The sequence below is a fragment of the Kribbella soli genome (assembly GCF_004331345.1).
Classification (GTDB): domain Bacteria; phylum Actinomycetota; class Actinomycetes; order Propionibacteriales; family Kribbellaceae; genus Kribbella; species Kribbella soli.
Genome location: NZ_SJJZ01000006.1, coordinates 227733 through 251159 on the forward strand (window position 1 = coordinate 227733; position 23427 = coordinate 251159).

Genomic DNA, 23427 nt, shown 5'->3' on the forward strand with positions numbered 1-23427 from the left:
AGGGCCTGTAAAACTAAGACCTGTGAAACGGTTCCTGTGGCGGGGGTTCTTGGGACTTCTCGGGCTCTGGCTGGTCGTCACCGCGGCATCTCTCGGCTACAACCTCGTCACCAACGGAACCGCAGCACCTCCACCCGGCCTCAAGTACGTGCAGGCCGGCGACGTCAACACCCGCTACGACACCTGGGGTACGTCGGGAGCACCCGTCGTACTCGTGCACGGGTCGGCGGAGTCCGTCGACACGTGGTCGCGGCTGGTACCGCTGCTCGCCACCAACCATCGCGTGTACGCGTACGACATCACCGGCTACGGGTACTCCGAGCGCAAGGCGCCGTACACGGTCGAGCATCTCGCGGCGCAGCTGCTCGGGTTCCTGGACGCGATGCATCTCGGCGGGCCGGGTCAGCCGCGGCCGATCCTGGTCGGGCACTCGCTCGGCGCGGGGATCGCGGCCGAGGCGACGCTGGAGGCGCCGGACCGGATCGGCGGGATCATGTTCCTCGACGGTGACGGGCTGCCGCTGCCGGGCGGGCAGGCCGGGCCGCCGCGCTGGCTGATCGTCCCGCCGTACCGGACGTCGCTGTTCCGGCTGGTGCTCAACCAGGGCTGGCTGCTGAAGAAGATCTACAACAACGTCTGCTCCCCCGACTGCCCGGAGATGGTTGTCGACGATTGGACCCGCCCGTTCCGGCAGCCCGGCGCCGAGAAGGCTGTCTGGCAGATGACCGCGCACGGCATCCCCGCGGTCGCCCCCGAGCGGCTGGCGAAGCTGAGCGCTCTGAAGCTCCCCAAAGCGGTCGTTTTCGGCGTCGACGACACGAACGGCGGCAACCCGGCCGAGACCGCGACCCGCATCGGAGCCCCCGCGCCGACGCTGATCCCGAACGCCAACCACCTCACTCCGATCTCCAACCCGGCCGAGGTGGCGGCCGCGATCAACGCACTTCGCTGAGCGCAGACGCCGCATTGATTCCTGGAAATCCGGCGACCTACGACGGATGATCGGGATATGGCCCGTTACGAAGTGGTTGCGCGCGCGAAGCCCGATCGTCGACTGTCCAACGCCGACTACATCGACCTCGCCCTGAACTCGTGGTCCTTGGACAAGGGCCTGCGGTTCCAGCGGATCGAGGACCTGCCGGACGGGACGATCGCGGTCGTCCTGCAGCAGAAGATGTCGCCGCGCAAGCACGACACCGCCTGCGCGATGGCGAACCGGAGCCTCGCCCAGCTCGGGATCCCGGCCAGTCAGGTCCAGCAGATCGACCTGCACCGGATGACCCGCAAGGGCGGCCGTGCGCTGGTCCGCTCGTGGGTCGGCCCCGACAACCCGCCCGGCCCCGGCACCGCCGGCGACCGCGAGCCGCGGCGTCCGAAGCCGACGCCGCCGCACCTGCGGGCCTACCTCAAGGAGTGAAGACCTCGAACCGCGTGCCGTACTTCGTGCCCAGCAGAGCACCGGCCGGGCGCGAGGTGCCTTCGAGGAACTCCTCCGGGTCGAAATGTGGCCAGTTCAGCCCGTCGATGTAGGCCTTGTGCGCCTTCAACGACTGCACTCCGACGTCGAACGTGTCGGTGGTGTCCACCCCGTGCCGCGCGTCGGGTGATCCCGCCGCCCAGACCTGCCGTACGCCGTCCCACTTGTCGCCGGCGTCGGTGAAGATCCACCGGTTCGCGGCGTCCCGGACCGCGTCGAGCGCGCCGCGGCCGGTGTTGATGTGGTCGGCCTGGTTCAGCAGTACGTCGCCGTCCCAGGTGTCGCGGAAGTTGTTCGTGATGACGATCTCCGGCTGGTGCCGGCGGATCGCGGCGGTGATCACGCGGCGGAGCGCGACGCCGTACTCGATGGTGCCGTCGGGCTGGCCGAGGAACTCGACCGCGGAGACCCCGACGATCCGGGACGACTCGATCTGTTCGGCCTCGCGCAGCGGGCCGCACTCGGCCGGGTCGACGCCGTCGATGCCCGCCTCGCCGGAGGTCAGCACGCAGTACACGATCTGCTTGCCCTGTGCGGTCCAGCGCGCGATCGCGGCCGCCGTACCGAATTCCAGGTCGTCCGGATGCGCGACCACGGCCAGCGCCTTCTGCCAGTCCTCGACGACAGGTTCGAGCCGTTCCTGAGTGCTCATGTCCGCAGGCTAGTCCCCGAAGACCTGCTGGGTGTAGGTGTTTTCGAACGTCCGCTGCGGATCCAGCCGGTCGCGGACCGCGAGGAAGTCGTCGAAGCGCGGGTACCGGGTGCGCAGGTCATCCGCCGTGAGCGTGTGCAGCTTGCCCCAGTGCGGCCGGCCGTCGTAGTCGGCGACGATGTTCTCGAAGGCCCGGAAGTACGGGTCGTGCGGCAGCCGGTGGTACTGGTGGATCGCGACGTACGCCGTCTCGCGCCCGGACGCCGTGGACAGCCAGATGTCGTCCGGCGCGGCCACCCGGACCTCGATCGGGAACGGGATCCGCGACCTCGACGTGTCGATCCACTCCCGCAGCCGGCGGATCACGTCGACGACGTGCTCACGCGGTACGGCGTACTCCGACTCGCGGAAGATCACGGTGCGCTCGGAACAGAACACCTTGTACGACGCGTCGACGTACTCCCGCGCCGACAGCGCGCGCGAGGCGAGCTGGTTGATCCGGGGCACCATCCCGGGCCGCCGGACCGCGAGCCGATTGGTCAGCTCGAAGACCTTGTTGGACAGCAGTTCGTCGTCGATCCAGCCGCGGACCCGGCCGACCGGCGAGGCGCCGACGCCCGGGCCGACCCGGTTGTTCCGCTTGGTCAGGGCGATCTCGGTGTGCGGGAACCAGTAGAACTCGAAGTGGTCGTTGCCGTTGGCAAGTTCGTCGAACCCGTCCAGCACGTCGGTGAGCGACAGCGGCATCTCCTGCGCGCGTAGCAGGTACGCCGGCACGCACTGCAGGGTCAGCGAGCTGATCACGCCGAGCGCGCCGACCGAGACCCGGGCCGCGGCGAACACGTCCGGGTTCTCCTCCGCCGAGCAGTGCAGCACCGACCCGTCCGCGGTGACCAGGTCGAGCGCGACGACCTGCGTGGCCAGTCCGCCGAGCCGCGCGCCGGTCCCGTGCGTGCCGGTGGAGATCGCGCCGGAGACGGTCTGCTTGTCGATGTCGCCGAGGTTCGCCATCGCGAGGTCGAACGCCGCCAGGCCCGCGTTCAGCTTCCGCAGTCCGGTGCCCGCACCGACCGTGACGCGGCCGGACTCCTTGTCGGCGTGGACGATCGAGGACAGGCCGTCCAGCCGGACCATCACCTGCTGCGGCACCCCGCAGCCTGTGAACGAGTGCCCGGAGCCGACCGCCTTGAGCTTCTTGCCTTCATCGGCCGCGGACTTCACCGCGGCCGCGAGTTCGTCGGCCGAACCTGGCCGCAGGGTCTCGATACCGGTGGCCGACTCGGTGCCGGCCCAGTTCCGCCAGGTGCTCATCCGAAGTTCTTCCCTTCTCCCCGGTAGGTCTTGAGCTCGCTGACGTCCTCACCTTCGATCGCGTACAGGACGTCGAACCGCTCCAGCATCTCGCCCGCCTTCGCGTAACGCATCCACACTCTGTCGCCGATGTGTAGCCGATCGGCCGATTGTCCCTGGACCGGAGTCTGCACCTCGCCGGCGCCTTCGGTGCCCAGCAGCTTCAGTCCCGACGGCGCGGCAGGCAGCGGCAGCCGCGACTTCTTCGCCGGCCCCGAGGCCACGTACCCACCGCCGAAGAGCGTGGCGATCCGCGGCGCGGGCCGCCGTACGACGTCCAGCGCGTAAGCCATCGCGTGCTCGGGCTGGAACACGTCGTACTTGTCGAAAAGGGTCGGGCCGTAGAGGCCGGAGCCGGCGGTGACCTCGGTGACGACCGGGTCGGCGCTGCTGATCTCCAGGCTGCCCGTCCCGCCGCTGTTGACGATCCGGAGCGGCGCGACCTGCTTGACCGCGTCGACGACCGCGCCGCGCCGGTCGGCAAGCTCGGCGGCCGAACGGCGCTTCACCCAGCGAACGGCCGGCGACGTGTCGGGGAGGCCTGCGATCTGCGCCTCGTAGAACATCACGCCGGTCAGCTCGAACGCGTCGTCGGCGGCCACGGTACGGGCCAGCGCCGCCACGTCGGACGGGGTCCGCAGCGGCGAACGACGGACGCCGAGGTGCTGGCCGAAGATCCGCAGCGAGGCGTCGACGTCGAGGCAGATCTGGATCCGGGCAGCGCCGGTCGCGGCGGCCCTGACGTAGCCGAGGTGCTCCGGCGAGTCGATCATCAGCGTGATCCGGGACGCCGCCTCGGGGTCCTCGGAGAGCTCGCGGAGCGCGGCCCGGTGGGTCGTCGGGTAGCCGAGCAGGATGTCGTCGACACCGTTGCGGGCCAGCCAGAGCGCCTCGGGGAGCGCGTAACTCATCACGCCGTGGAACCCGGGCCGCTCGAGCGCGGCCGTGATCAGCGCGCGGCAGCGGACCGACTTGGAGGCGATCCGGATCGGCGTACCGGCGGCGCGCCGGACCAGATCGTCGGCGTTGTGCCGGAACGCGGCGAGGTCGATCACCGCGTACGGCGCGTCCAGCCGCGCGGTCAGGCGGGCATACCGGTCGAAGTTACCCATAACCGGAGTGTAGGACACGAAATACTGAAAGGTAATACAACTTCTCCTCCGACTTCAGACCCTGGGGAGTCCGGACCAGGGTGTCTCACGGGCGCGACCCAGGTCCTGCACGGGTGAATCTGGATCCACTCCCACTCGGAAGGATTCTCATGAACGTCAGCCGCCGCACCCTCCTCCGGACCGCCGGCGCCACCGCGCTGGCCACCCCGTTCCTCACAGCCGGCGCGGCCGCCTCTCCGAAGCTCCCGTTCGGGCCGGTCAGGCAGATCGACGCGGGCGTTCTCAACGTCGGGTACGTCGAACTCGGGCCGGCGCACGGCATCCCCGTGCTCCTGCTGCACGGCTTCCCGTACGACATCCACAGCTACGAGCAGGTCGCCCCGCTGCTCGCCCGTCGCGGCTACCGTGTCGTGGTGCCGTACTTCCGCGGCCACGGCAGTACGACGTTCCGCTCGGCCGCCACGCCGCGCAACGTCGACCAGGCCGCGTTCGCGCTCGACATCCTCGCCCTGATGGACGCGCTCGGGATCCAGCAGGCCGTGCTGGCCGGCTACGACTGGGGCTCGCGGACCGCGGACATCATCGCCGCGCTCTGGCCGGAGCGGGTCCAGGCACTGGTCCCGGTCACCGGGTACCTGATCACCAACCTGGAGTTCAACAAGAAGCCGCTGCCGCCCGCGGCCGAGAACGCCTGGTGGTACCAGTACTACTTCGCCACCGAGCGCGGCGTGGAAGGCCTGCACCAGTACAAGCGGGAGATCGGTGAGTTCATCTGGAAGTTCAACTCGCCGACGTGGAAGTACAGCGCCGCGACGTACGCCCGGACCGCGGCCGCCTTCGACAACCCGGACTACGAGGCCATCGTGATCGGCAACTACCGGTGGCGGCAGAGCCTGATCCCGGCCGAGCCGGAGTACGCCGAACTGGAGAGCAAACTGCAGAAGACGCCGAAGATCGCCGTACCGACGATCACCATCGACGGCCGCTACGACCCGTTCACGCCGACCGGGAACGGGTCGTCGTACCGGGACCACTTCATCGGCCGCTACGAGCACCGCACCTTCGACGTGGGGCACAACGTGCCCCAAGAGGCACCGCGGGAGTTCGCGCAGGCAGTGGTCGACGCTAGTCGATGACGGCGTCCAGAGTCGGTACGACGCTGCGCGCCCAGTCGGCCTGCTGATCTGGGTGTGTGGACGTGGTGGCGAGTAGAGCGACTGTCGAGCCGTGGACGACGGACAGGTCGACGTACGACTCCGCACCGGCGTACGCACGCACCGCGGCAGCAGCTGCGTCATCGGCCCAGAGTTGTTTGACACTCAGGTCACCGCCGGTGCCGCAGGCGTCCATGCGTGCCTTGTAGCCCTTGTAGTAGGTCGTCGCCTGGTTGGCGTTGCTGAAGCGGAGCAGGAGCGCCGTAGCAGGTAGCGCGTCGGCTGTGCGGTAGCTGCCAGTCAGGGCGTACGCGGGAACAGGCAGCGAGCCGTTGACTGGCTGGCCGGCGCAGCCAGAGGGCAGTGCTTCGTACGAGGCCTGGTGTGGGTCGCGTCGGCGGGTCCAGGTGTTGTTGCCGATGAAGCCTGCCTCTGCACCGCCTGGGTCTGTGTAGGTCTTCCAGCCCGTGCCGAGCTTGTCAGGTGTCGGGAGGTTGCCTGCGGTGAGCGGACCGGCGTTTGCCGGAGGCGGTGCGGTCGCCTGCTCCGGCACCTCCGGCGGTACTGCTGCATCTGTCGGTTTGGTGGAGCTCAGAGTGTTGGTGGGCACCGGGACCGTCCCGCCGACCACGGTGGGGATCGGAGTCGGTGTTGATGTCGGTGTGGGCTCCTGGGCGGCCGAGTTGGAGCTGCAGCCGACCAGAACAACTGACAACGCGCTGGCGACTACTAGGGCTTTCACTTCGGCTCGAAGTGCTGGTAATCGGGTTTGGCCCAGCCGGCACCCCAGAAGTAGCCCTGGCCGATCAGTGCCTTCGTGGCGACACTGCTCGAGAACAGCATGCCCGGACGCACCACGGACCGGCTGCGGTACGTCAGCCCGTTCGACGGGTACCAGACGCCGTTCGCGGCCAGGTACGGGTTCTCCACGGTGTTGATGTCGATCGCCCACCCGTACGAGTGCGGCGACAGCGAGTACGGATCGCCCGTGACGCGGCGGCAGTTGAACGCGGACGTGTTGTCGGCCGCCATCGACTTGATGTCGCTGCCGCCGAACACGTCCACCCGGCGCATCTGCCGGATCGGGAACTTCGACGCGAACGTCGAGGTCCACACCGTGATCATCTTCGCCACCGCCGCGTCCCGCAGGATCAGCTCGCCGCGGTGCACGCGACCGTCGAAACCCCAGTAGTTCAGCTGCAGCAGCCGCAGCGACGACGGCGTCACGGGGCATCCGGCGCGGTACGTGTTCGGCACCATCGCGGCGGAGACGGCGTACACCTTGGGATTCAGTGCCGCCTTGATCACGATCGTCGCGAGACCGGAGTACTCCATCGCGGGCTGGGCGACGTACCGCGTGACGACGCGGACGGTCCGCGTCTTCGGCAGGTCGTCGGGGACCCGCAGCCGGAAGTTGCCTCCTGCATCCATCGTGGCGATGTTCAGCAGTCGCCACACGCCGCTGCCGAGGTACTCCTGCAGCGCGAGCTCCTTGCCTGGCTCGGCCGGCACCATCCGTCCGGTGACCGATACGCCGGTCAGGGTCGCGTACCAGGACGCCGGGGTGTTGATCAGGATCTTCCGGTCCTGAATCGGCACGGTCCGGTAGTCCGAGATCGCGAGCGCTGTCTCTGCCTTGACCCCGATCATCGTGCGGAACGCCCAGGTGCCCGTGTACGCCGACACGAAGCTGAACCTGTACACGCCGCCGGTCGTGGTCCGGGTCGAGGCGCGCAGCACCCACGCACCGGGGACGCGCTGCCACAGCGTGATGTACGAGCCGGTGATCGGCTGGCTGATCTTGCCGGTGAGGACGGTCGGCTTGTCCTCCCAGGACGCGGCCGGCTGGTCCAACGTGATCGACCACGCCGCCGCCGGAGTCACCACTGGTTTCGGTGTAGGCGTCGGTGTAGGAGTGGGGGTAGGAGTGGGTGTTTCAGTTGGCGTTTCTGTAGGCGTCTCAGTAGGAGTCACCGACGGTGTGACACTCGGCGAAGGACTCTCGTCCGCATGCGCCACACCGACCGACCCAAGACTCAACAGAACTGCGACCGCCACCCCAACGACGCGTTGCATCCGCCTCACCCTCCCTGGACAGCACCTACCCCTTATAAGAGGCAGTCACCCGGGAAGACGTCACACGAAGGCGGGAAGTTCTTTTACTCCTGCAGTCTCTTCACAGCGGCGTCGATGCGCTCGTCGGTCCCGGTGAGCGCGACCCGGACGTGCCGGTCACCCGCAGTCCCGTAGAAGGCACCGGGTGCAACCAGGATCCCCCGGTCCGCCAGTGCGCCGACGGAGCCGTACGCGTCGTACGACGGGTGCGACGCCCACAGGTACAGCCCGCCGTTGGACAGGGTGATCTCCCAGCCCGCATCGGTCAGCGCGTCCCGCAGTACGGCACGGCGACGCAGGTAGCGGGCACGCTGCTCCTCGACATGAGCGTCGTCGGCGAACGCGGCAGCCATCGCGGCCTGGATCGGCGACGGCACCATCAGCCCGGCGTGCTTGCGGACCGCGAGCAGCTCGGCCACGACGGTCGGGTCACCGGTGACGAAACCACCGCGGTACCCGGCCAGGTTGGAACGCTTGGACAGCGAGTGCACCGCCAGCAGGTTGTCGAAGCTGCCACCGGACACGTCCGCGTGCAGCACGGACACCGGCTTCTCGTCCCAGCCGAACTCGGTGTAGCACTCGTCGCTGACCAGCAGTACGTCGTTCGCCCGCGCCCACTCGACCGCACGTCGCAGGTCGGCCGGCGGGGTGATCTCTCCGGACGGGTTGCGCGGAGAGTTCAGGTACGCGACCCGGACCGGCCCGTCGTACGTCGTCGGGTCTGCGACCGGGACGCTGGTGGCCCGGGCGAGCGCCGCACCGGCCTCGTACGTCGGGTACGCCAGGTCCGGGATGAGGACCGTGTCACCGGCCCCGATGCCGAGCAGCGTCGGCAGCAGCATGATCAGCTCCTTGGTGCCGATCACGGGCAGTACGCCGCTCTGCGGGTCGACGCCGGTCACGTCAAGCCGCCGCACCATCCAGTCCACGGCCGCCTGCCGCGCCGCCGACGTACCGATCGTCGTCGGGTACGCCGGGGCGTCCGCCGCGTCGGCCAGCGCCTGCTTCACCAGCGCCGGCACCGGGTCGACAGGACTGCCCACCGACAGGTCCACGATCCCGTCAGGATGCGCAGCCGCCTTCTGCTTGTAAGGGGCGAGCTTGTCCCACGGGAAGTCTGGCAACCGGCTGGAGGTCTCGAAGATCACCCGCCTATTCTCCCCCACCCGCTCGGCAGCTGAGATTGCCTGTCCACATCACTACGATCAGTGCGGACAGGGGGTGACCGAATGACGTATGACGTGGCAGTGGTGGGGGCCGGTGCGATGGGGTCCGCGGCCGCGCGGGCACTGGCCGCGGCCGGGCGAGAGGTCGTCGTACTGGAGCAGTTCACGCTCGGGCACGAGCGGGGCGGGTCGCACGGCGCGACGCGGTTGTTCCGGCCGGCTGCGGACGACGCCGAGGTGGCTGAGCTGACGGAGCGAGCACGGCCGCTGTGGCGGGAGCTCGAGGCGGAGTCAGGCGAGACGCTGCTCGAGGAGACCGGTGGGATCGACCACGGGATGAGTGACGCGTCGATCGCGGCCTTCCGGTCGTTGCACGGGGCAACCGGGTTGGTGCTGCCGGCGGCAGAGGCAGCGGAGCGGTGGCCAGGGTTCCGGTTCGAGACCCCAGTCCTGTACCAGCCGGGGTCGGGCCGGCTGTACGCCGATCGGACCGTTCACGCGCTACAGGTCGTGGCTGGTCGTTTGGGCGCCGAGTTCCGCGTGCAGTCACCAGTACGGGCGCTGCGGGTACACGACGGTCTGGTCGAGCTCGACGTACCAGGTGGCGCGGTGCGGGCGCGGCACGTCGTACTGGCCACTGGTCCATGGACTCCGAAGCTGGTGCACGGACTGGTGCCGTTGCCACCGTTCACAGTGACCCAGGAGCAGCCACGGTTCTTCACTCCCGTGTCAGACGAGCTGGAGTGGCCGTCCTTCCTGCACCACGGCCCCACCAGCTACGGCCTCTACGAGCCCGGCTCCGGGGTCAAGGTCGGACTGCACGCGACCGGGCCGCAGGTGGACCCCGACCAGCGCGACTTCCAGCCGGAGCCGGAGCGGGACCTGGCCCTGCTGGAGTACGTCGAACAGTGGTATCCGGGACTGGACCCCCACAGGTCCACGGCGATCAGCTGTCTCTACGACAACACACCGACGTCCGACTTCGTCATCGACCGCGCCGGACCGATCACGGTCGCCGCCGGGTTCTCCGGCCAGGGTTTCAAGTTCGTGCCGCTGGTCGGCGCGCTCGTCCGCGACCTGGTCACCGGCGCCGCCCCAACGGCGGCTCGTTTCAGATTTCAGAGGTAGAGACCGGTCTGGCCGTCCTCCAGGCGGCCGGCGGCCACCGCGTGCAGGTCGCGCTCGCGCAGCAGGATGTAGTCGTCGCCGCGCACCTCCACCTCGGCCCGGTCCTCCGGGTCGAACAGCACCCGGTCGTCGACCTCGACCGTCCGCACGTTCGCGCCGATCGCGACCACCTTCGCCCAGGAGAGGCGGCGGCCCATCTGCGCGGTGGCGGGGATCAGGATGCCCGCCGACGACTTCCGCTCGCCCTCCTGCTCGAGGGAGACCAGGACGCGGTCGTGCAGCATCCGGATCGGGAGCTTGTCGTCGGACAGCCGCTTGCGTGAAGTCACCGGCGACCTACCAGGCGGCGGATCACCAGGAGTACGCCGACCACGCCGACGACGGCACCGGCGACCGCGACGATCTTCTGGGTCCGCAGCTGGCCCTGCTCGTCGAAGACCTGGGACTTGGCCTGCTCGACCTGCCGCAGGGCGACGTTCTTCGGGTTCGCCCGGTCGACCAGCTCGTCCACGGTCGAGGCCAGGCGCGCCCGGGTAGCGGCGATGTCCGCCTCGATCTGCTCGGCGGTCCGAGCCTTCGTGTCCGACACGTGTCGGCGCTCCTTCCATCGGCGGGGCTGCCCCGCTCTGCCCCTCGTCACCCACCATCCTCGCAGGTCACCGCAGCAAGTCCACGACCACCTTGATGTCTTCCGGTTCCCGCACCAATGCGGCCGGCCACTCGGACAGCGGCACGGTCCGGGTGATCAGCCGCTCCAGCCAGGACCGGTCCGCGGCCAGCAGCACGTCCACGGCGTCCGCGTAGTGCCGCTTCCCTGCGTTCACCGTCCCGACCAGGGCGGCGTTGCGGACCACCAGCTGCCGAACCAGCGCGTCGAGCTGCACGTCGACCGTCGCTGGACCGGGGTGAATCCCTGCCAGACACATCACACCAGCGGCCGGCAGCAGCGAGGCACAGTCGAACACCAGTTGCCCAGCACCCGTTGCCTCGATCACCACATCCGGTACGACGTCCAGCTGCTCCAGGTCGGTGATGTAGGTCCCGCCAAGCGCCCGTACCAGCTCTGGCTTCGGCCCGTCCTCAACCCGATCCAGCACGTGTACGTCGTACCCGCGCTGCCGGGCGATCAGTGCGGCGAGCAAACCGATCGGTCCGGCACCCGTCACCAGTACGTGTTGCGGAGCGAACCACGATCGGGCTCCGACCTGGTCCACCTGCTCCCACGCCTTGGTGAGGATGCTGGCCGGCTCCACGAGCACACCGAGCTCTCCTAACGCAGCAGGCACCGGTACGGCGAAGTACGGGTCGACCCGCCAGCGCTCAGCGCCGTACCCGTCCATCTCCTTGATGCCGCGCTCGGTGTACTGCCCGTTGCGGCAGAAGTCCCACTCACCCCGTGCACACGCCGGACAGGGCACCGGGTCGGGTCGGCGTACCACTCCGGCGACCAGGTCCCCGGTGGCGAAGCCCGAACCGAGAGGTGCCTCCAGCACGCGTCCGAGCGACTCATGTCCGATGACGAGGTGGTCAGCGCCCGGCCGGCCGCTGCCGAACGATCCGGAGACCAGCTCCAGGTCGGTCCCGCAGATGCCCGTCAGCAGGCCCTCCACCAGGATCGAACCGTCGACGACGGGTGGTTCTGGGACGTTGCCCACTGTCGCCGAGTCGGACTTGCCCGGCGTGACTGTCATGGCCCGCATCGGCTCAGGCTAACCGGGTCATGTCGACGGTCACCTCGATGGCCGTCGCCGCGTCACCCGAGTAGATGCCCTTCAGCGGCGACACGTCCGCGTAGTCGCGGCCGGTCGCCACCCATACGTGCCGGTGCCCGATCGAGATGTCGTTGGTCGGGTCGAAGCCCCACCACTCGCCGGTCCACGCCTCCACCCACGCATGGCTCTCGCCAACGACCTTCTCGCCCACTGCCGCGTCCGGCTTCGTGTGCAGGTAGCCCGACACGTACCGGCTCGGGACGCCGACCGCGCGCAGCATGGCCAGGGTCAGGTGCGCGTAGTCCTGGCACACGCCCTCACCGGCCTGCCATGCGTCGACAGCGGACGAGTGCACACCAGTGGTGCCGCGCTGGTACTTCAGCGTGTCGTGGACCCACTTGGACACCGCGAGTACGGTCTCCTCCGGCGTACTGCCCCTCCGCAGCGAGCGGGCGACTGTGGACAGCTCCCGGTGCTTTGGCACGTAGCTGGTCCACTCCAGGTATTCGGCGTACGTGTCCAGGACCTCTGGTGACTTCAGCTGCACCCAGGTGACCTCAGCGGACGGTGGGGTCTGGTCGCTCGTCTCGACGACAGAGGCCGCGATCACCTTCAGTTCGGTGTGTGGAGTGTGCAGGTCGAAGGAGTTGACCTCGGTGCCCCAGTAGTCCGTGTACTTGTACGCACGGGCCGCGGGGACCGTCTCCAGTCGAGCCACCATGAGGTTCTGACGGTCGTCATGACGTGGCGTCAGCCTGGCTTCGTTGTAGGACTGGGTAACGGCCGTCGCGTAGCGGTAGCCCGTAGTGTGCACGACACGGAGACGCCAGTTCACAGGTTCACCTCCGTGTTGTTCCACTCGATCCATGGCACCGCATGGAAGTACTGCCGGGACACCGCCTCACCGACGTCGCGGACCGTCGCCTGCAACGCCTGCAGTCTGCCGGTCAGGTTGTCCAGCAACTCCGCCGGCTGCAGGAACTCCAGATCGCTCCGCGCCTTCCCCAGCAACCGCGACGCCTCCGCACCGGCACCGATCCGCGCAGACGGCCCGTGGTCGAGGTCTTCCAGACAGGACTCCGCCTGCTGCAGCGCATGGAACACGGACCGCGGGAACAGCCGGTCCAGCAACAAGAACTGCACTACCCGGGACGCGTCGAGCGCACCACGGTACGTCCGCAGATACGTGTCGTGGGCACCCGCAGAACGCAGTACTGTCACCCAGCCGGGCGACGTGGGCTTGTCGCCCACACGGGACATCAGCAGCCGGACAAGCATGTCCACTCGCTCCACAGACCGCCCGAGCACCAGGAACCGCCAGCCGTCGTCCCGGCTCATCGTGGAGTCCGCCAACCCGGCGAACATCGCGGCCCGGTCCTCCACGAACGTGAAGAACTCGTGCGGGCCAACCCGGCGAGCAGCGCGCTGCCGCTCGGGTACGGCGTTCCACATCGCGTTGATGCACTGCCACAGCTCGCTCGACACCACCTCACGCGCGACCCGGGTGTTCTCCCGCGCGCTGGCGATCGAGGACACGATCGACCCTGTCTCCGGCGACATCGCGACCAGCTCGGTCAGGCCCCACACGTCCAGCTCGCTGCCGTCGGGTGGGGTGATGCCGAGGACCGAGAGCAGCCGGCGGCTGGCCGTGTCGGCGTCGACGGTCGCGTCCTCGAGCAGTTGGTGGACCGAGACGTCGAGGATCCGCGCAGTATCGTCCGCGCGTTCGACGTACCGGCCGATCCAGTACAGCGACTCGGCGTTGCGTGCGAGCATCGTCAGCACCTCCTTATCACTGTTGCTGCTGTTGGGCGACGTTCAGTTCGGGACCCTGTTCCGGTGTCGCCGTACGGTCCGGCTTCACTGCCGCCGTAGCCAGACCAGGCCCGCGCAGCTCGGCGTCCTCACCGGACGCTCTGGGTGCCAGCACCCAGGTGTCCTTGGACCCGCCGCCCTGTGACGAGTTGACGATCAGACTGCCCTCGGGAATCGCCACTCTGGTCAGTCCACCTGGCAGAACGAACACGTCCTCGCCGTCGTTGACCGCGAACGGCCGCAGGTCCACATGGCGCGGCTGCAGCCGTTCACCGACCTTCGTCGGCACAGTGGACAGCTGTACGACGGGTTGCGCGATCCAGCCACGTGGGTTGGCCCTGATGCGCCGCCGCTGCGCCTGCAGCTCCTTAGGCGACGCATCCGGCCCGAACACGATGCCGTACCCACCAGAACCCTCCACCGGCTTGGTGACCAGCTCGTCCAGGCGGTCCAGTACTTCCGCCTGCTCTGCGGGCAGCCAGCACCGGTACGTGTCGACGTTCGGCAGTAGAGGCGTTTCACCGAGGTAGTACTTCAGGATCTCGGGCAGGTACGTGTAGATCAGCTTGTCGTCACCGACACCGTTGCCGATGGCATTGGCGATCACTACATTGCCTGCGCGCGCTGCGTTGACCAGACCGGCCACACCGAGCACGGAGTCCGGAACGAACTGCACAGGGTCCAGGAACTCGTCGTCGATCCGCCGGTAGACCACATCGACCCGCTGCTCGCCTTCTGTCGTCCGCAGGTAGATGACGTTGTTGCGGGCCAACAGGTCCCGTCCCTCGACCAGCTCCACCCCCATCTGGCGTGCCAGCAGCGAGTGCTCGAAGTACGCCGAGTTGTAGACGCCTGGTGTCAGCACGACGACGTTCGGGTCGGTCACGCCCGGTGCCGCGGCCCGCAGCGAGCGGAGCAGGTGTACGGCGTAGTCGCCGACCGCACGGACCCGGTGCTTGGCGAACAGGTCCGGAAACACCCGTGCCATCGTCCGGCGGTTCTCCATCACGTACGAAACCCCGGACGGGCTACGCAGGTTGTCCTCGAGCACCCGGAAGTCGCCCTGCTCGTCACGCACCACGTCGATCCCCGCCACGTGGATGCGGACACCGTTCGGCGGTGCGATCCCGGCTGCCTGCCGGTGGAAGTGTTCACAGGAGGTGATCAGCCGGCGCGGCAGTACGCCGTCCGCAACGATCTGCTGCTCGCCGTAGATGTCGGCGAGGAACGCCTCCAGTGCCCGCACCCGCTGGACGACGCCACGCTCCAGCCGCGACCACTCCGACGCCGTGATCACTCGCGGCACCAGGTCGAGCGGGAACGGCCGCTCCTCCCCCGACAGGCTGAACGTGATCCCCTGGTCGACGAGCGCCCGGTCGAGCGCCTCGGACCGGGTGGTCAGATCCGCGGGCTGCAACGGCTGCAGCGAGTCGTGCAGCCGCTTGTACGCCGTACGCACGCCGTCGACCGGATCGAACATCTCGTCGTACGCCTCGGCATGCGGACGACGCGGGTCCAGATAGCCGTCGAACAATTGGCGGGAGGATGCGCGGCTCATTTGCAGATCTTCACCCACTCGGCGTCCGCTCGCACCCCGACAGGGCCTAGTTCTTCCGCACGTAACATTGCGCCAGTAGACCTACCCCGTGGAGGACCCTGATGTCCGAACGTCTGTCCGTTGGCGACACTGCCCCCGACTTCACCCTGCCCGATGCCGACGGCAACGAGGTGGCACTGGCGGACCTGCGCGGAAAGAACGTGATCGTCTACTTCTACCCGGCCGCGATGACTCCGGGCTGCACCAAGCAGGCCTGCGACTTCCGCGACTCGCTCGACTCGCTGCAGGCCGCCGGGTACGCCGTACTCGGGATCTCCCCCGACAAGCCGGCCAAGCTGGCGAAGTTCCGGGAGCGCGACGGCGTGACGTTCCCGCTGCTCAGCGACCCGGACAAGGCGGTGCTGGAGGCGTACGGCGCGTTCGGCGAGAAGACCATGTACGGGAAGAAGGTGACCGGCGTGATCCGGTCCACGTTCGTCGTCGACCCGGACGGGAAGGTCGCGGTCGCGCAGTACAACGTGAAGGCGACCGGCCACGTCGCCAAGCTGCGCCGCGACCTGGGCCTGTGACCTGGAATTGTGAAAAGGCACCTCACCGTGGGCGTTTCCGGAGGGAAACCTTCGACCGTTTCATGACCTTGGTCCATGGAACGGTCGTTTGAAGCAAACTACCGCTGTGATTTGGATCACACCAACATCTCACCGGACCGCAGCGGAGTCGGCACTCTGGGTGAGTTTTTAAGCGTTCCTGTGAAAGAGCCGTACTCCAGGGACGGTTCCGGTTCAGCGACGGGTGTGTCACGACCTTTGGCGGCCTTCGCCGTGACGTGCGGAAACCGGGTAATCTGCGCGCGCAGTCTGCCTCTGGGAGGGAGGGACCTGCCGCGATGGGAAAACATTCCTCTGCGGTGACGCGAAGTAACAACAACCGTCGGTCGGTGTACATCACCGCGGTCGGGCTACTGGTGCTGTCGTTGGGCGCCGTCTTTGTAGTCCGCTCCTTCGGGTCCGAGGCAGGCGCCGACGGGTTCCTCGGCGGCGGCAAGGCCTGCGCCGACCCGGCGCAGATCCAGCTGGCCACCACGCCCGAGATGCAGTCCCCGCTCGAAGCCGCGGCCAAGTCGCTGGCGGCCAAGGGCGGCAAGGACGGCACCCCGTGCTTGCAGGTCACTGTCAGCGCGGCACCGTCGGCACAGATCGCGCGGGACGTCGCGCACGGCAGCGACAACCGGCCGGACCTGTGGGTTCCGGACTCCTCGCTGTGGGTGGCCCAGGCCGACGACGGCCAGAGCGTCCCGAGCATCGCGGTCGCCTCCATTGCCACGTCGCCGATGGTCATCGTCGGACGGCGCGACAACTTCGCAGACACCTCGTCCTGGCTCCGCATCATGGCCGCCAACCAGCCGGCGCTGCTCGACCCGCTGAACACCTCGCCCGGCGCACTCACGTTGCTGGCGGTGCAGAGCGAGCGGCAGAAGACGACAGCCTCCGACGGTCAGGTGTCGCAGTTGATCGTCCCGCTGGCCCAGCGGCTCGGGTCGATGGCCAGGCCGTTCACCGACGTCAACGCGCTGTTCGGTCGCGCGGACCAGGACGGCAGCAAGACCGTCGTACCGGCGTCCGAGCAGGCCTTCCTGAAGTACCAGGAGGCGCACCCCGAGGCTCAGCTCCGGGCGATCCAGCCGGACACCGGCACGCTGTACCTGGACTACCCGATCGTGGTCACGGCGAAGTCCGACACCGACTCGGCGAACGACGCCGCCCAGGCGCTGGCCACCGAGCTGCTCACCGACAGCGCCACGCAGGCACGTGACCAGGCCGGCTTCCGGGACACCACACTGAACCCGCTCGGCGGCGGTCGCGGCGTCGGCGACGTGAACCAGCTGACCAAGCCGACCAGCGAGGCGATCGACACCACGCTGCAGAACTGGACCCGGCTGTCGCTGTCCACGCACTCGCTGGCGGTCATCGACATCTCCGGTTCGATGGCGGAGAAGGTCGGCGCCAAGACCCGGATGCAGCTCACGATCGAGGCGGCCGCGGGCGGCCTCAGCCTGTTCCCGGACAGCGCGGAACTCGGCCTGTGGACGTTCTCGACGACCATCGGCGCCGACAAGGCCGACTACAAACCGCTGGTGCCGATCGCGCCGCTGTCGAAACGGCAGCGCGGCAAGATCGTCGACCAGCTGAAGATCCAGCACCCGATCCCGAACGGCGGCACCGGGCTCTACGACACCGCGATCGCCGCGGTCCGGCAGGTCCGGCAGGACTACAAGTCGAACGCGGTCAACACGGTCCTGCTGTTCACCGACGGCAAGAACGACGACCCCGGCAGCCCGACGCTGGCCGAGGCCGTCCAGGCGCTCAAGGCCCAGCAGGACCCGTCCCGCCCGGTCCGCATCATCGCCCTCGGCATGGGCCCCGAAGCGAACGCGGACGAACTCAGCGCCCTGGCCGGAGCCACCGGCGGCGCGGCGTACGTCGCCCGCAACCCCGGCGACCTGAAGAACGTCTTCATCGACGCCCTGCAGAGCCGCTGACCCCACCGAAGGCCGACGCCTCCCCTAGGATGTCTACCCGGGGGAGGCACCAGCCCTCCTCAGCCTGAGTGGTGGAACGGCAGACACGCCGGCTTTAGGTGCCGGTGCCCCCGGGCGTGCGGGTTCAACTCCCGCCTCAGGCACAACAGCATTCAGCCCCGGCGTTGCTCGTACGCCGCCGGCGGTACGTCGTACGACACCGGCAACTGCTGTCCGGTGTTCCGGGCGATCGCAACCAACGCCGACAACGTGTGCTCGAACCACCCGAACAACACCCACACAAACAGGCTCCACACGACGCAACCGAGAGCCCCCGCGATCCCGGCCGCGACGGTGTACTCAGAGGTCGGGTCCACCAGCGTCAGCAGAATGCTGACCCCTGCCGCGACCATCGCCAGCCCGATCAGCACCCACTTGACCACCCCGATCGCCACCGCAACGCGGGCACCGGCCGCCATGGAATTCGACATGATTCCCCCTTCGTTCGAACGTCGACGTACGGTCAGCCGATCCTGGTCCAGGATCCGCAGTACCGGCTCTCGAAGGCCTTGTCGGTCTTCTTGATCGTGACGACCTGGTTGCCGCCGTTGCCGTTGGCATTGATGCCATCGAGGTCGCCGTTGGTGTTCTTGAGGCGGGCCCAGTAGCAGTCGTCCTCGTTGCCGTTGCGGTAGGTGCCGGGCTTGATGTCGGTGCCTACCAGGTACACCCCGTCCTCGGTGATCGCAGCCTTCGGGGCAGGCGGCGGCGCCGTCACCGTCTTCGCCGGTCCAGGCACCGTCTGCGTGACGGTCGGTCCCGCAACGGTCGCACCGGCAGGGCCGGGCACAGTCTTGGTCACGGCCGGTTGTGGTACGCCAGTTCCCGCCGTGGTTGAGCCGCTGCTGTTGCTCCCGGTGGTGCCGATGATCAACCCGAGCAGGAAGGTTCCTGCGGCAACAACCCAGGGAACCCACCGCCGCCTCTTCTTCGGCGGCGGTTGCAGCTGCGGTTCCGGCGTCGGGCCGAGCGGCGGATTGCCGCCGAATCCCTGACCCGGCTGCAGTTGCTGCTGGTTCGGATCGTGCGTGTACTGCGGATATTGCTGAGACATGATGATTCCCCCCGGTCCCCGAGCCCCCCTCGGGATACACGGCGAACAGTAACGGTGAGTAGTGGTTCTGGCTATAGGTAACAGTGGATCGTTCAAAACCCTCACTCAACTGGAACGCACTGGTCAGAGGTGGACGGTGCCGGTGGTGCCGTTGATGGTGATGGGGGTGTTGGTGGGGATCTGGGTTGTGGCTTGGGGCACGGCTAGTACGGCGGGGATTTTGTGTTCTCGGGCGACTATGGCGGCGTGGGAGAGGGGGCCGCCTTGCTCGGTGATCACGCCGGCGGCTATGGAGAGGAGCGGGGTCCAGGCGGGGTCGGTGTGCGGGCAGATGAGGATGTCGCCGGGGTGGACCTGGGGGAAGTCGGCTGGACCGCGGACGACTCTGGCGGGGCCGGTTGCGGTGCCGTGGCTGCCTGGGATGCCGGTCAGCAGTCGCCGGTTCGCGCGCTCGCCAGTGAGGGGCGCGCGGGCGGCGAGGGGTGGTTGGGTTGTTATGGGGCGGGACTGTAGGAGCCACGGGGTATTGGTGGATAGGGACCATTCGATGTCTTGGGGGCCGCCCAGGAGCGTGGTGACTGTTTGGGCTAGCGCTGCTAGTTGTACGGCGGTTGCGTCGGAGAGGGCCGGCGTACGGCGTTGATCGGTGGGGACTTCGCGGACGGTCAGGGCTGAGCCCTGGCGGTCGAGGGACGTGAGCTTGTCGCCGATCGCGCGGGTGACTGTCCCGGCTGCGGTGACCTGGTAGCAGTCGGGGGTTACGCGCCCCTCGACGACGCTCGGGCCCAGGCCCCACGAGGCCTCGATCAGCGTGGGGCCGTTCGGGTTGGTGAACATCACGCCGGAGACGTCGGCGTCCAGGTGACGCTGGATGATCACCGCCATCGCCGGTGCCTCGGATCCGTTGCGGTACGCCGTTGCGCGCGCAGACCACACCGACGCCCAGCACGCCCGCACGGCGTCAACAACCGCCGCAATCCCTTGTACGCCGAGGAAGCTGTCGTGCTGACCCGCTGCCGATGCGAGCGCGGTGTCCTCGTTCGCGGCCGACGACCGCACGGCGACCGGCGGATCACCCACGCTCGCGAGCCACCGCGAGAGCTCATCGACGAGCCCGTCCGGCAGCCCATCGCCGGCCTGCTGAGCACCGAACGGGATGACGACGCCTTCGGGGACCGGTAGGTCGTTGCGGAGAAGGGTTGCGAGGGTGGCTGCTTTGGCGCCGCACCGGTCGGTGGTCGCGTCCGCGAGGGGCACCAGCATCCAAGGCTCCTATCAACGAAACGTTGACAACAGAATATTGACAACGTTCTATTGATGATCCACTGTAGGCGGATGCGACGCAAGCAGGACGCCGCGGCGACCGCGGACCAGGAACAGGCCGAACGCCAGCGCGAGGCTCGGGAACAACTGCTCGACCTAGGCGCGAAGGATCTACCGGCGCGACCGTGGCGCCCGGCGCCGATCCCGTTGTCTGCGGTGGATTTCACGCAGTTCGCGGCCTGGCGGGCAGCTGATCTGAGCGACGACGATCTGCTAGCGGCGCTGGCGTTGGTGCCGGCCGCCCGGGCGGAGGTCGACGAGGTCGAGGCCGGACTGCTGTTCATGGCCAGGAGCGCAGGGCTGACCTGGGCGGAGATGGCCGACGCGATGGGGTTCAGCTCGCCGCAGGCCTGTCAGCAGCGGTTCAACCGGCTGGTCGCACGGCAGGACTCATGATGCACCTCGTACTGCACGCGGTCCGACTACTGGGTTTCGCGGACACGCAGGCGATCGCGCGACGTTTCGAGCTGCAGGGCGTCGAGGACACCTTGAAGGATGCCGAGGCGCGCGGCTGGGCGACGTACAGCAGTTTCGCGGGTACGTCAGGCTGGTCGCTCACCGAAGCAGGCCGCACGGAGAACGAGCGCCTACTCAAGGCTGAGCTGACCGACGTCGACGCCGTACGCGAGGTGTACGCCGAGTTCTTGCCGCTGAACGGCATGCTGCAGCAGGCCTGCACCGACTGGCAGCTGCGGCCGACGCCGACCGACCCCCTCGCCGCGAACGACCACACCGACCCCGAATGGGACACCGGGGTGTTGCACGAGCTCAAGGTGATCGACGGGGCGCTCGGGAGCATCGCCCGACGGTTGACGGAGGTGTTGCCGCGGTTCGGCGGATATGACCGGCGATTCTCTCAAGCGCTCGCACGCGCCACAGCAGGCGAGACCGCCTGGGTCGACCGCAGCGACGTCGACTCCTGCCACCGCGTCTGGTTCGAACTCCACGAGGATCTACTAGCCACCCTCAACCTGCACCGCTGCGACTCGATGTGATGCACGGCTGGCGCGCTGGTGTGCAAGCTCGACAGGTAGAGCACCAGCGAGACACCGTACGCACGACCACAATCACGCTCAGGTGCACTACCCGGCCAACCGACACCTCCTGTCCAAAATGCACACCACGCCGGTCACTACCCCGAACACATCAACCACCGCCGCCGCCTGTATGCACCGGTGGAGAGTTTTCCGCACATTGGTGGAGTGTTTCTGGCGCAATCCGAGCAAAACTCTCCACCGACGACCGTGCCCATCACCATCCAGTCGCCGGGACAGCCGGGGACTTCGCGGGCGTGGCGACGAGGTCTAGTTGCCGATGGCATCCAAGTACGCTGCGCCACGGGGCGAGAGGCGGTAGCCGACCTCGAGACTGTAGGTCAGGCCAAGGTTCTTGAGCTTGCGTACGTCGAGTTTGAACGGCGCCGTCTCGCGCCCGACAGCGGCCGCGAGGTCCGCGGCCCGGGTCGCGGGCGTGGTCTGGATCAGCCGGAGCGTCTCGGCCGTCCAGGGGCCGTGGTGGCTGAGCTCGTCGAACTGGGACAGCCGCGCTCGCAGGTCGTCCAAGTCCTCCGGCGTCAAGGATGTCTGGGAGGCAAGCTCATCCCGAGGATCCGGGCCCTCGACCAGGTGGAAGCGGATCAGGAACGTCGGCAACGTGTCATCGCCTCGCAGCCGGCGCCGTACGTCCTTCGCGTTCTGGCGGTCGGCGAGTGCCACGTCCGGGTCGCCGTCCGCGATCAGCTCCGGGTTCACCTGGCGGATGCTGTCGATCTCGATCCGGCCCGCGTTCGTCCGGTAGATCCGCCCCTCGACCACGCGCGGCTCGGCCCACCGCCGGTACGCCACGGTGATCTGGCCGCTCTCGACGCCGTCCTTGTCCGATCCAGCGAACAACATCTCTAGCTCCCCAACGCCTTCGCCACGATCGGGGCCAGTTCGCGCAGGGCCTTGCCGCGGTGGCTGATCGCGTCTTTCTCTTCGATCGACAGTTCCGCTGTGGTGCGGTCGTACCCGTCGGCCTGGAACAGTACGTCGTACCCGAAGCCGCCGGTCCCGCGCAACGAGCGGATCACCGACCCGCGCATCTCGCCGAGCACGAGCTCGTCCGGTCCATCCGGCCGCACGAAAGCGACCGCCGCTACGAACGATGCGCCGCGACGCTCGTCCGGCACGTCCTCCAGTTGCCCGAGCAGCAGCAGGTTGTTCGCGTGGTTGTCCTTCGCGGGCCCCGACCACCGCGCCGACAGCACGCCGGGCATTCCGTTCAGTGCGTCCACGCAGATCCCGCTGTCGTCGGCGATCGACGGCAGACCGGTCGCGGCGAGCGCGGCATGCGCCTTGAGCAGCGCGTTCCCCTCGAACGTCGGCTCGGTCTCGGGCGGTTCGTCGTACGGCGGTACGTCGCCGAGCCCGAGCACCTCGATCCCAGGCACGATCGGCGTCAGGATCCGCCGCAGCTCCTCGAGCTTCTTCTTGTTGTTCGAGGCAAGCAAAACACGCGTCACGCCAGCGCCTCCTGCTGGATCTTGGCCAGGTCGGCGCATCCGGAAATCCCCAGCTCCAGCAGGCTGTCCAGCTCGGAGCGGTCGAACGGCGCGCCCTCCGCCGTACCCTGCACCTCGATGAACTTGCCGTCGCCGGTGATCACCAGGTTCATGTCCGTCTCGGCGCGGACGTCCTCCTCGTAGCAGAGGTCCAGCATCGGCACCGAGTCGATGATGCCGACCGACACCGCGGACACCGTCCCGGTCAGCGGCTCGCTCTTCAGCAGCTTCCGCTCCCGCAGGAACGACACCGCGTCGGCCAGCGCGACGTACGCACCGGTGATCGCCGCGGTCCGGGTGCCGCCGTCGGCCTGCAGTACGTCGCAGTCGAGCAGGATCGTGTTCTCGCCGAGCGCCTTGTAGTCGATCACGGCCCGCAGCGAGCGGCCGATCAGCCGGGAGATCTCGTGGGTACGGCCACCGATCTTGCCCTTCACCGACTCGCGGTCCGAACGGGTGTTGGTGGCCCGCGGGAGCATCGCGTACTCCGCGCTCACCCAACCGAGACCGGAGCCCTTGCGCCAGCGCGGCACGCCCTCGGTCACACTCGCCGCGCACAGCACCCGGGTCCGCCCGAACTCGACCAGCACCGAGCCCTCGGCGTGGTCGAGCCAGTTCCGGGTCACCGTCACGGGTCGGAGCTGGTCAGCATTACGTCCGTCAATCCGAGCCATACCCAAGACCCTAGTCG

The 23427-nt window shown here is 68.2% G+C and carries 26 protein-coding genes and 1 tRNA gene; 9 read left to right on the top strand and 18 right to left on the bottom strand.

Features of this window, described 5'->3' with window-relative positions:
* The first annotated feature begins 22 nt into the window (after positions 1-22).
* The gene (locus tag E0H45_RS40175) at positions 23-952 is read left to right on the top strand and encodes an alpha/beta fold hydrolase (RefSeq protein WP_165546779.1); all 930 of its coding nucleotides are present in this window, start codon (positions 23-25) and stop codon (positions 950-952) included.
* A 57-nt stretch (positions 953-1009) separates the two neighbouring features.
* Entirely contained in the window at positions 1010-1417 is a 408-nt protein-coding gene (locus tag E0H45_RS40180; protein WP_131347705.1) for a hypothetical protein, read from the top strand.
* Here the strand turns inward: E0H45_RS40180 and E0H45_RS40185 are convergent.
* Genes E0H45_RS40185 through E0H45_RS40195 form a run of 3 tightly spaced genes read right to left on the bottom strand, consistent with a single transcriptional unit; the run spans position 1407 to position 4591 of the window.
* Positions 1407-2129, bottom strand: coding sequence for a PIG-L deacetylase family protein (locus E0H45_RS40185; RefSeq protein WP_131347707.1), 723 nt, complete (start codon positions 2127-2129; stop codon positions 1407-1409). The genes E0H45_RS40180 and E0H45_RS40185 overlap by 11 nt on opposite strands.
* A 9-nt stretch (positions 2130-2138) precedes the next feature.
* Positions 2139-3440: a D-arabinono-1,4-lactone oxidase gene (locus tag E0H45_RS40190; RefSeq protein ID WP_131347709.1), complete on the bottom strand. Its 1302-nt coding sequence runs from the start codon at positions 3438-3440 to the stop codon at positions 2139-2141.
* On the bottom strand, positions 3437-4591 hold the full coding sequence (locus E0H45_RS40195) for an amino acid deaminase/aldolase (RefSeq protein ID WP_131347711.1): 1155 nt from the start codon (positions 4589-4591) through the stop codon (positions 3437-3439). Before E0H45_RS40195 ends, E0H45_RS40190 begins: the two co-directional genes overlap by 4 nt.
* 149 nt (positions 4592-4740) lie before the next feature.
* Here E0H45_RS40195 and E0H45_RS40200 point away from each other — a divergent pair, with 149 nt between their 5' ends.
* Positions 4741-5727 carry an alpha/beta fold hydrolase gene (locus E0H45_RS40200; RefSeq protein WP_131347713.1) on the top strand — a complete coding sequence of 329 codons (987 nt, stop codon included), beginning with the start codon at positions 4741-4743 and terminating at the stop codon, positions 5725-5727.
* Here E0H45_RS40200 and E0H45_RS40205 read toward each other — a convergent pair.
* The 3 genes from E0H45_RS40205 to dapC all read right to left on the bottom strand — a co-directional run bounded on the left by E0H45_RS40205 (position 5717) and on the right by dapC (position 9005).
* Entirely contained in the window at positions 5717-6355 is a 639-nt protein-coding gene (locus E0H45_RS40205) for a hypothetical protein (protein WP_131347715.1), read from the bottom strand. The genes E0H45_RS40200 and E0H45_RS40205 overlap by 11 nt on opposite strands.
* Before the next feature lie 128 nt (positions 6356-6483).
* Positions 6484-7632 carry a M15 family metallopeptidase gene (locus E0H45_RS40210; RefSeq protein ID WP_238155671.1) on the bottom strand — a complete coding sequence of 383 codons (1149 nt, stop codon included), beginning with the start codon at positions 7630-7632 and terminating at the stop codon, positions 6484-6486.
* Positions 7633-7904: 272 nt separating this feature from the next.
* On the bottom strand, positions 7905-9005 hold the full coding sequence (gene dapC, locus E0H45_RS40220) for a succinyldiaminopimelate transaminase (protein WP_202872768.1): 1101 nt from the start codon (positions 9003-9005) through the stop codon (positions 7905-7907).
* Positions 9006-9089: 84 nt separating this feature from the next.
* Between dapC and E0H45_RS40225 the strand changes: the two genes are divergently transcribed.
* Complete coding sequence (locus E0H45_RS40225) at positions 9090-10154, top strand: FAD-dependent oxidoreductase (protein ID WP_131347721.1); 1065 nt, start codon at positions 9090-9092, stop codon at positions 10152-10154.
* Here E0H45_RS40225 and E0H45_RS40230 read toward each other — a convergent pair.
* The 6 genes from E0H45_RS40230 to E0H45_RS40255 form a co-directional block, all read right to left on the bottom strand.
* Positions 10145-10483 (bottom strand): GroES family chaperonin, encoded by a 339-nt coding sequence (locus E0H45_RS40230; RefSeq protein ID WP_130381884.1) that lies wholly within the window; start codon positions 10481-10483, stop codon positions 10145-10147. The genes E0H45_RS40225 and E0H45_RS40230 overlap by 10 nt on opposite strands.
* Positions 10480-10743: a DUF3618 domain-containing protein gene (locus tag E0H45_RS40235; protein ID WP_130381886.1), complete on the bottom strand. Its 264-nt coding sequence runs from the start codon at positions 10741-10743 to the stop codon at positions 10480-10482. The genes E0H45_RS40230 and E0H45_RS40235 overlap by 4 nt, the downstream gene beginning before the upstream one ends.
* 67 nt (positions 10744-10810) lie before the next feature.
* On the bottom strand, positions 10811-11854 hold the full coding sequence (locus E0H45_RS40240; RefSeq protein WP_131347723.1) for a glucose 1-dehydrogenase: 1044 nt from the start codon (positions 11852-11854) through the stop codon (positions 10811-10813).
* Between the two features lie 4 nt (positions 11855-11858).
* Complete coding sequence (locus E0H45_RS40245) at positions 11859-12734, bottom strand: transglutaminase family protein (RefSeq protein WP_238155672.1); 876 nt, start codon at positions 12732-12734, stop codon at positions 11859-11861.
* Positions 12698-13642 (bottom strand): alpha-E domain-containing protein, encoded by a 945-nt coding sequence (locus E0H45_RS40250; RefSeq protein ID WP_131347726.1) that lies wholly within the window; start codon positions 13640-13642, stop codon positions 12698-12700. The genes E0H45_RS40245 and E0H45_RS40250 overlap by 37 nt, the downstream gene beginning before the upstream one ends.
* 16 nt (positions 13643-13658) lie before the next feature.
* Positions 13659-15239, bottom strand: coding sequence for a circularly permuted type 2 ATP-grasp protein (locus E0H45_RS40255; RefSeq protein ID WP_131347728.1), 1581 nt, complete (start codon positions 15237-15239; stop codon positions 13659-13661).
* Positions 15240-15340: 101 nt separating this feature from the next.
* Between E0H45_RS40255 and bcp the strand changes: the two genes are divergently transcribed.
* The 3 genes from bcp (at position 15341) to E0H45_RS40270 (ending at position 17921) form a co-directional block, all read left to right on the top strand.
* Complete coding sequence (bcp, locus tag E0H45_RS40260; RefSeq protein WP_131347730.1) at positions 15341-15808, top strand: thioredoxin-dependent thiol peroxidase; 468 nt, start codon at positions 15341-15343, stop codon at positions 15806-15808.
* Positions 15809-16176: 368 nt separating this feature from the next.
* A complete protein-coding gene (locus E0H45_RS40265; protein WP_238155673.1) occupies positions 16177-17778 on the top strand; it encodes a substrate-binding and VWA domain-containing protein in 1602 nt (533 codons plus the stop codon).
* Between the two features lie 62 nt (positions 17779-17840).
* Positions 17841-17921: transfer RNA gene (locus E0H45_RS40270), tRNA-Leu, on the top strand.
* Positions 17922-17930: 9 nt separating this feature from the next.
* On the opposite strand, the gene E0H45_RS40275 is transcribed toward E0H45_RS40270, so the two are convergent.
* From E0H45_RS40275 to E0H45_RS40285, 3 genes are all read right to left on the bottom strand, one after another.
* Positions 17931-18248: a hypothetical protein gene (locus E0H45_RS40275; protein WP_131347734.1), complete on the bottom strand. Its 318-nt coding sequence runs from the start codon at positions 18246-18248 to the stop codon at positions 17931-17933.
* A 32-nt stretch (positions 18249-18280) separates the two neighbouring features.
* Entirely contained in the window at positions 18281-18871 is a 591-nt protein-coding gene (locus E0H45_RS40280) for a hypothetical protein (protein ID WP_131347736.1), read from the bottom strand.
* 123 nt (positions 18872-18994) lie between these two features.
* A complete protein-coding gene (locus E0H45_RS40285) occupies positions 18995-20134 on the bottom strand; it encodes a PEP/pyruvate-binding domain-containing protein (protein ID WP_131347738.1) in 1140 nt (379 codons plus the stop codon).
* Between the two features lie 72 nt (positions 20135-20206).
* Between E0H45_RS40285 and E0H45_RS40290 the strand changes: the two genes are divergently transcribed.
* Together E0H45_RS40290 and E0H45_RS40295 are read left to right on the top strand one after the other, a co-directional pair.
* Positions 20207-20590, top strand: coding sequence for a DNA-binding protein (locus tag E0H45_RS40290; protein ID WP_131347740.1), 384 nt, complete (start codon positions 20207-20209; stop codon positions 20588-20590).
* Positions 20587-21189: a transcriptional regulator gene (locus tag E0H45_RS40295; RefSeq protein WP_131347742.1), complete on the top strand. Its 603-nt coding sequence runs from the start codon at positions 20587-20589 to the stop codon at positions 21187-21189. The genes E0H45_RS40290 and E0H45_RS40295 overlap by 4 nt, the downstream gene beginning before the upstream one ends.
* Before the next feature lie 309 nt (positions 21190-21498).
* On the opposite strand, the gene E0H45_RS40300 is transcribed toward E0H45_RS40295, so the two are convergent.
* The 3 genes from E0H45_RS40300 to rph are packed head-to-tail and all read right to left on the bottom strand — an operon-like array spanning position 21499 to position 23410.
* Entirely contained in the window at positions 21499-22089 is a 591-nt protein-coding gene (locus tag E0H45_RS40300; RefSeq protein WP_131347744.1) for a hypothetical protein, read from the bottom strand.
* 2 nt (positions 22090-22091) lie between these two features.
* Positions 22092-22697, bottom strand: coding sequence for an RdgB/HAM1 family non-canonical purine NTP pyrophosphatase (gene rdgB, locus E0H45_RS40305; protein ID WP_131347746.1), 606 nt, complete (start codon positions 22695-22697; stop codon positions 22092-22094).
* Positions 22694-23410: a ribonuclease PH gene (gene rph, locus E0H45_RS40310; RefSeq protein ID WP_131347748.1), complete on the bottom strand. Its 717-nt coding sequence runs from the start codon at positions 23408-23410 to the stop codon at positions 22694-22696. The genes rdgB and rph overlap by 4 nt, the downstream gene beginning before the upstream one ends.
* Between the last annotated feature and the right edge of the window lie 17 nt (positions 23411-23427).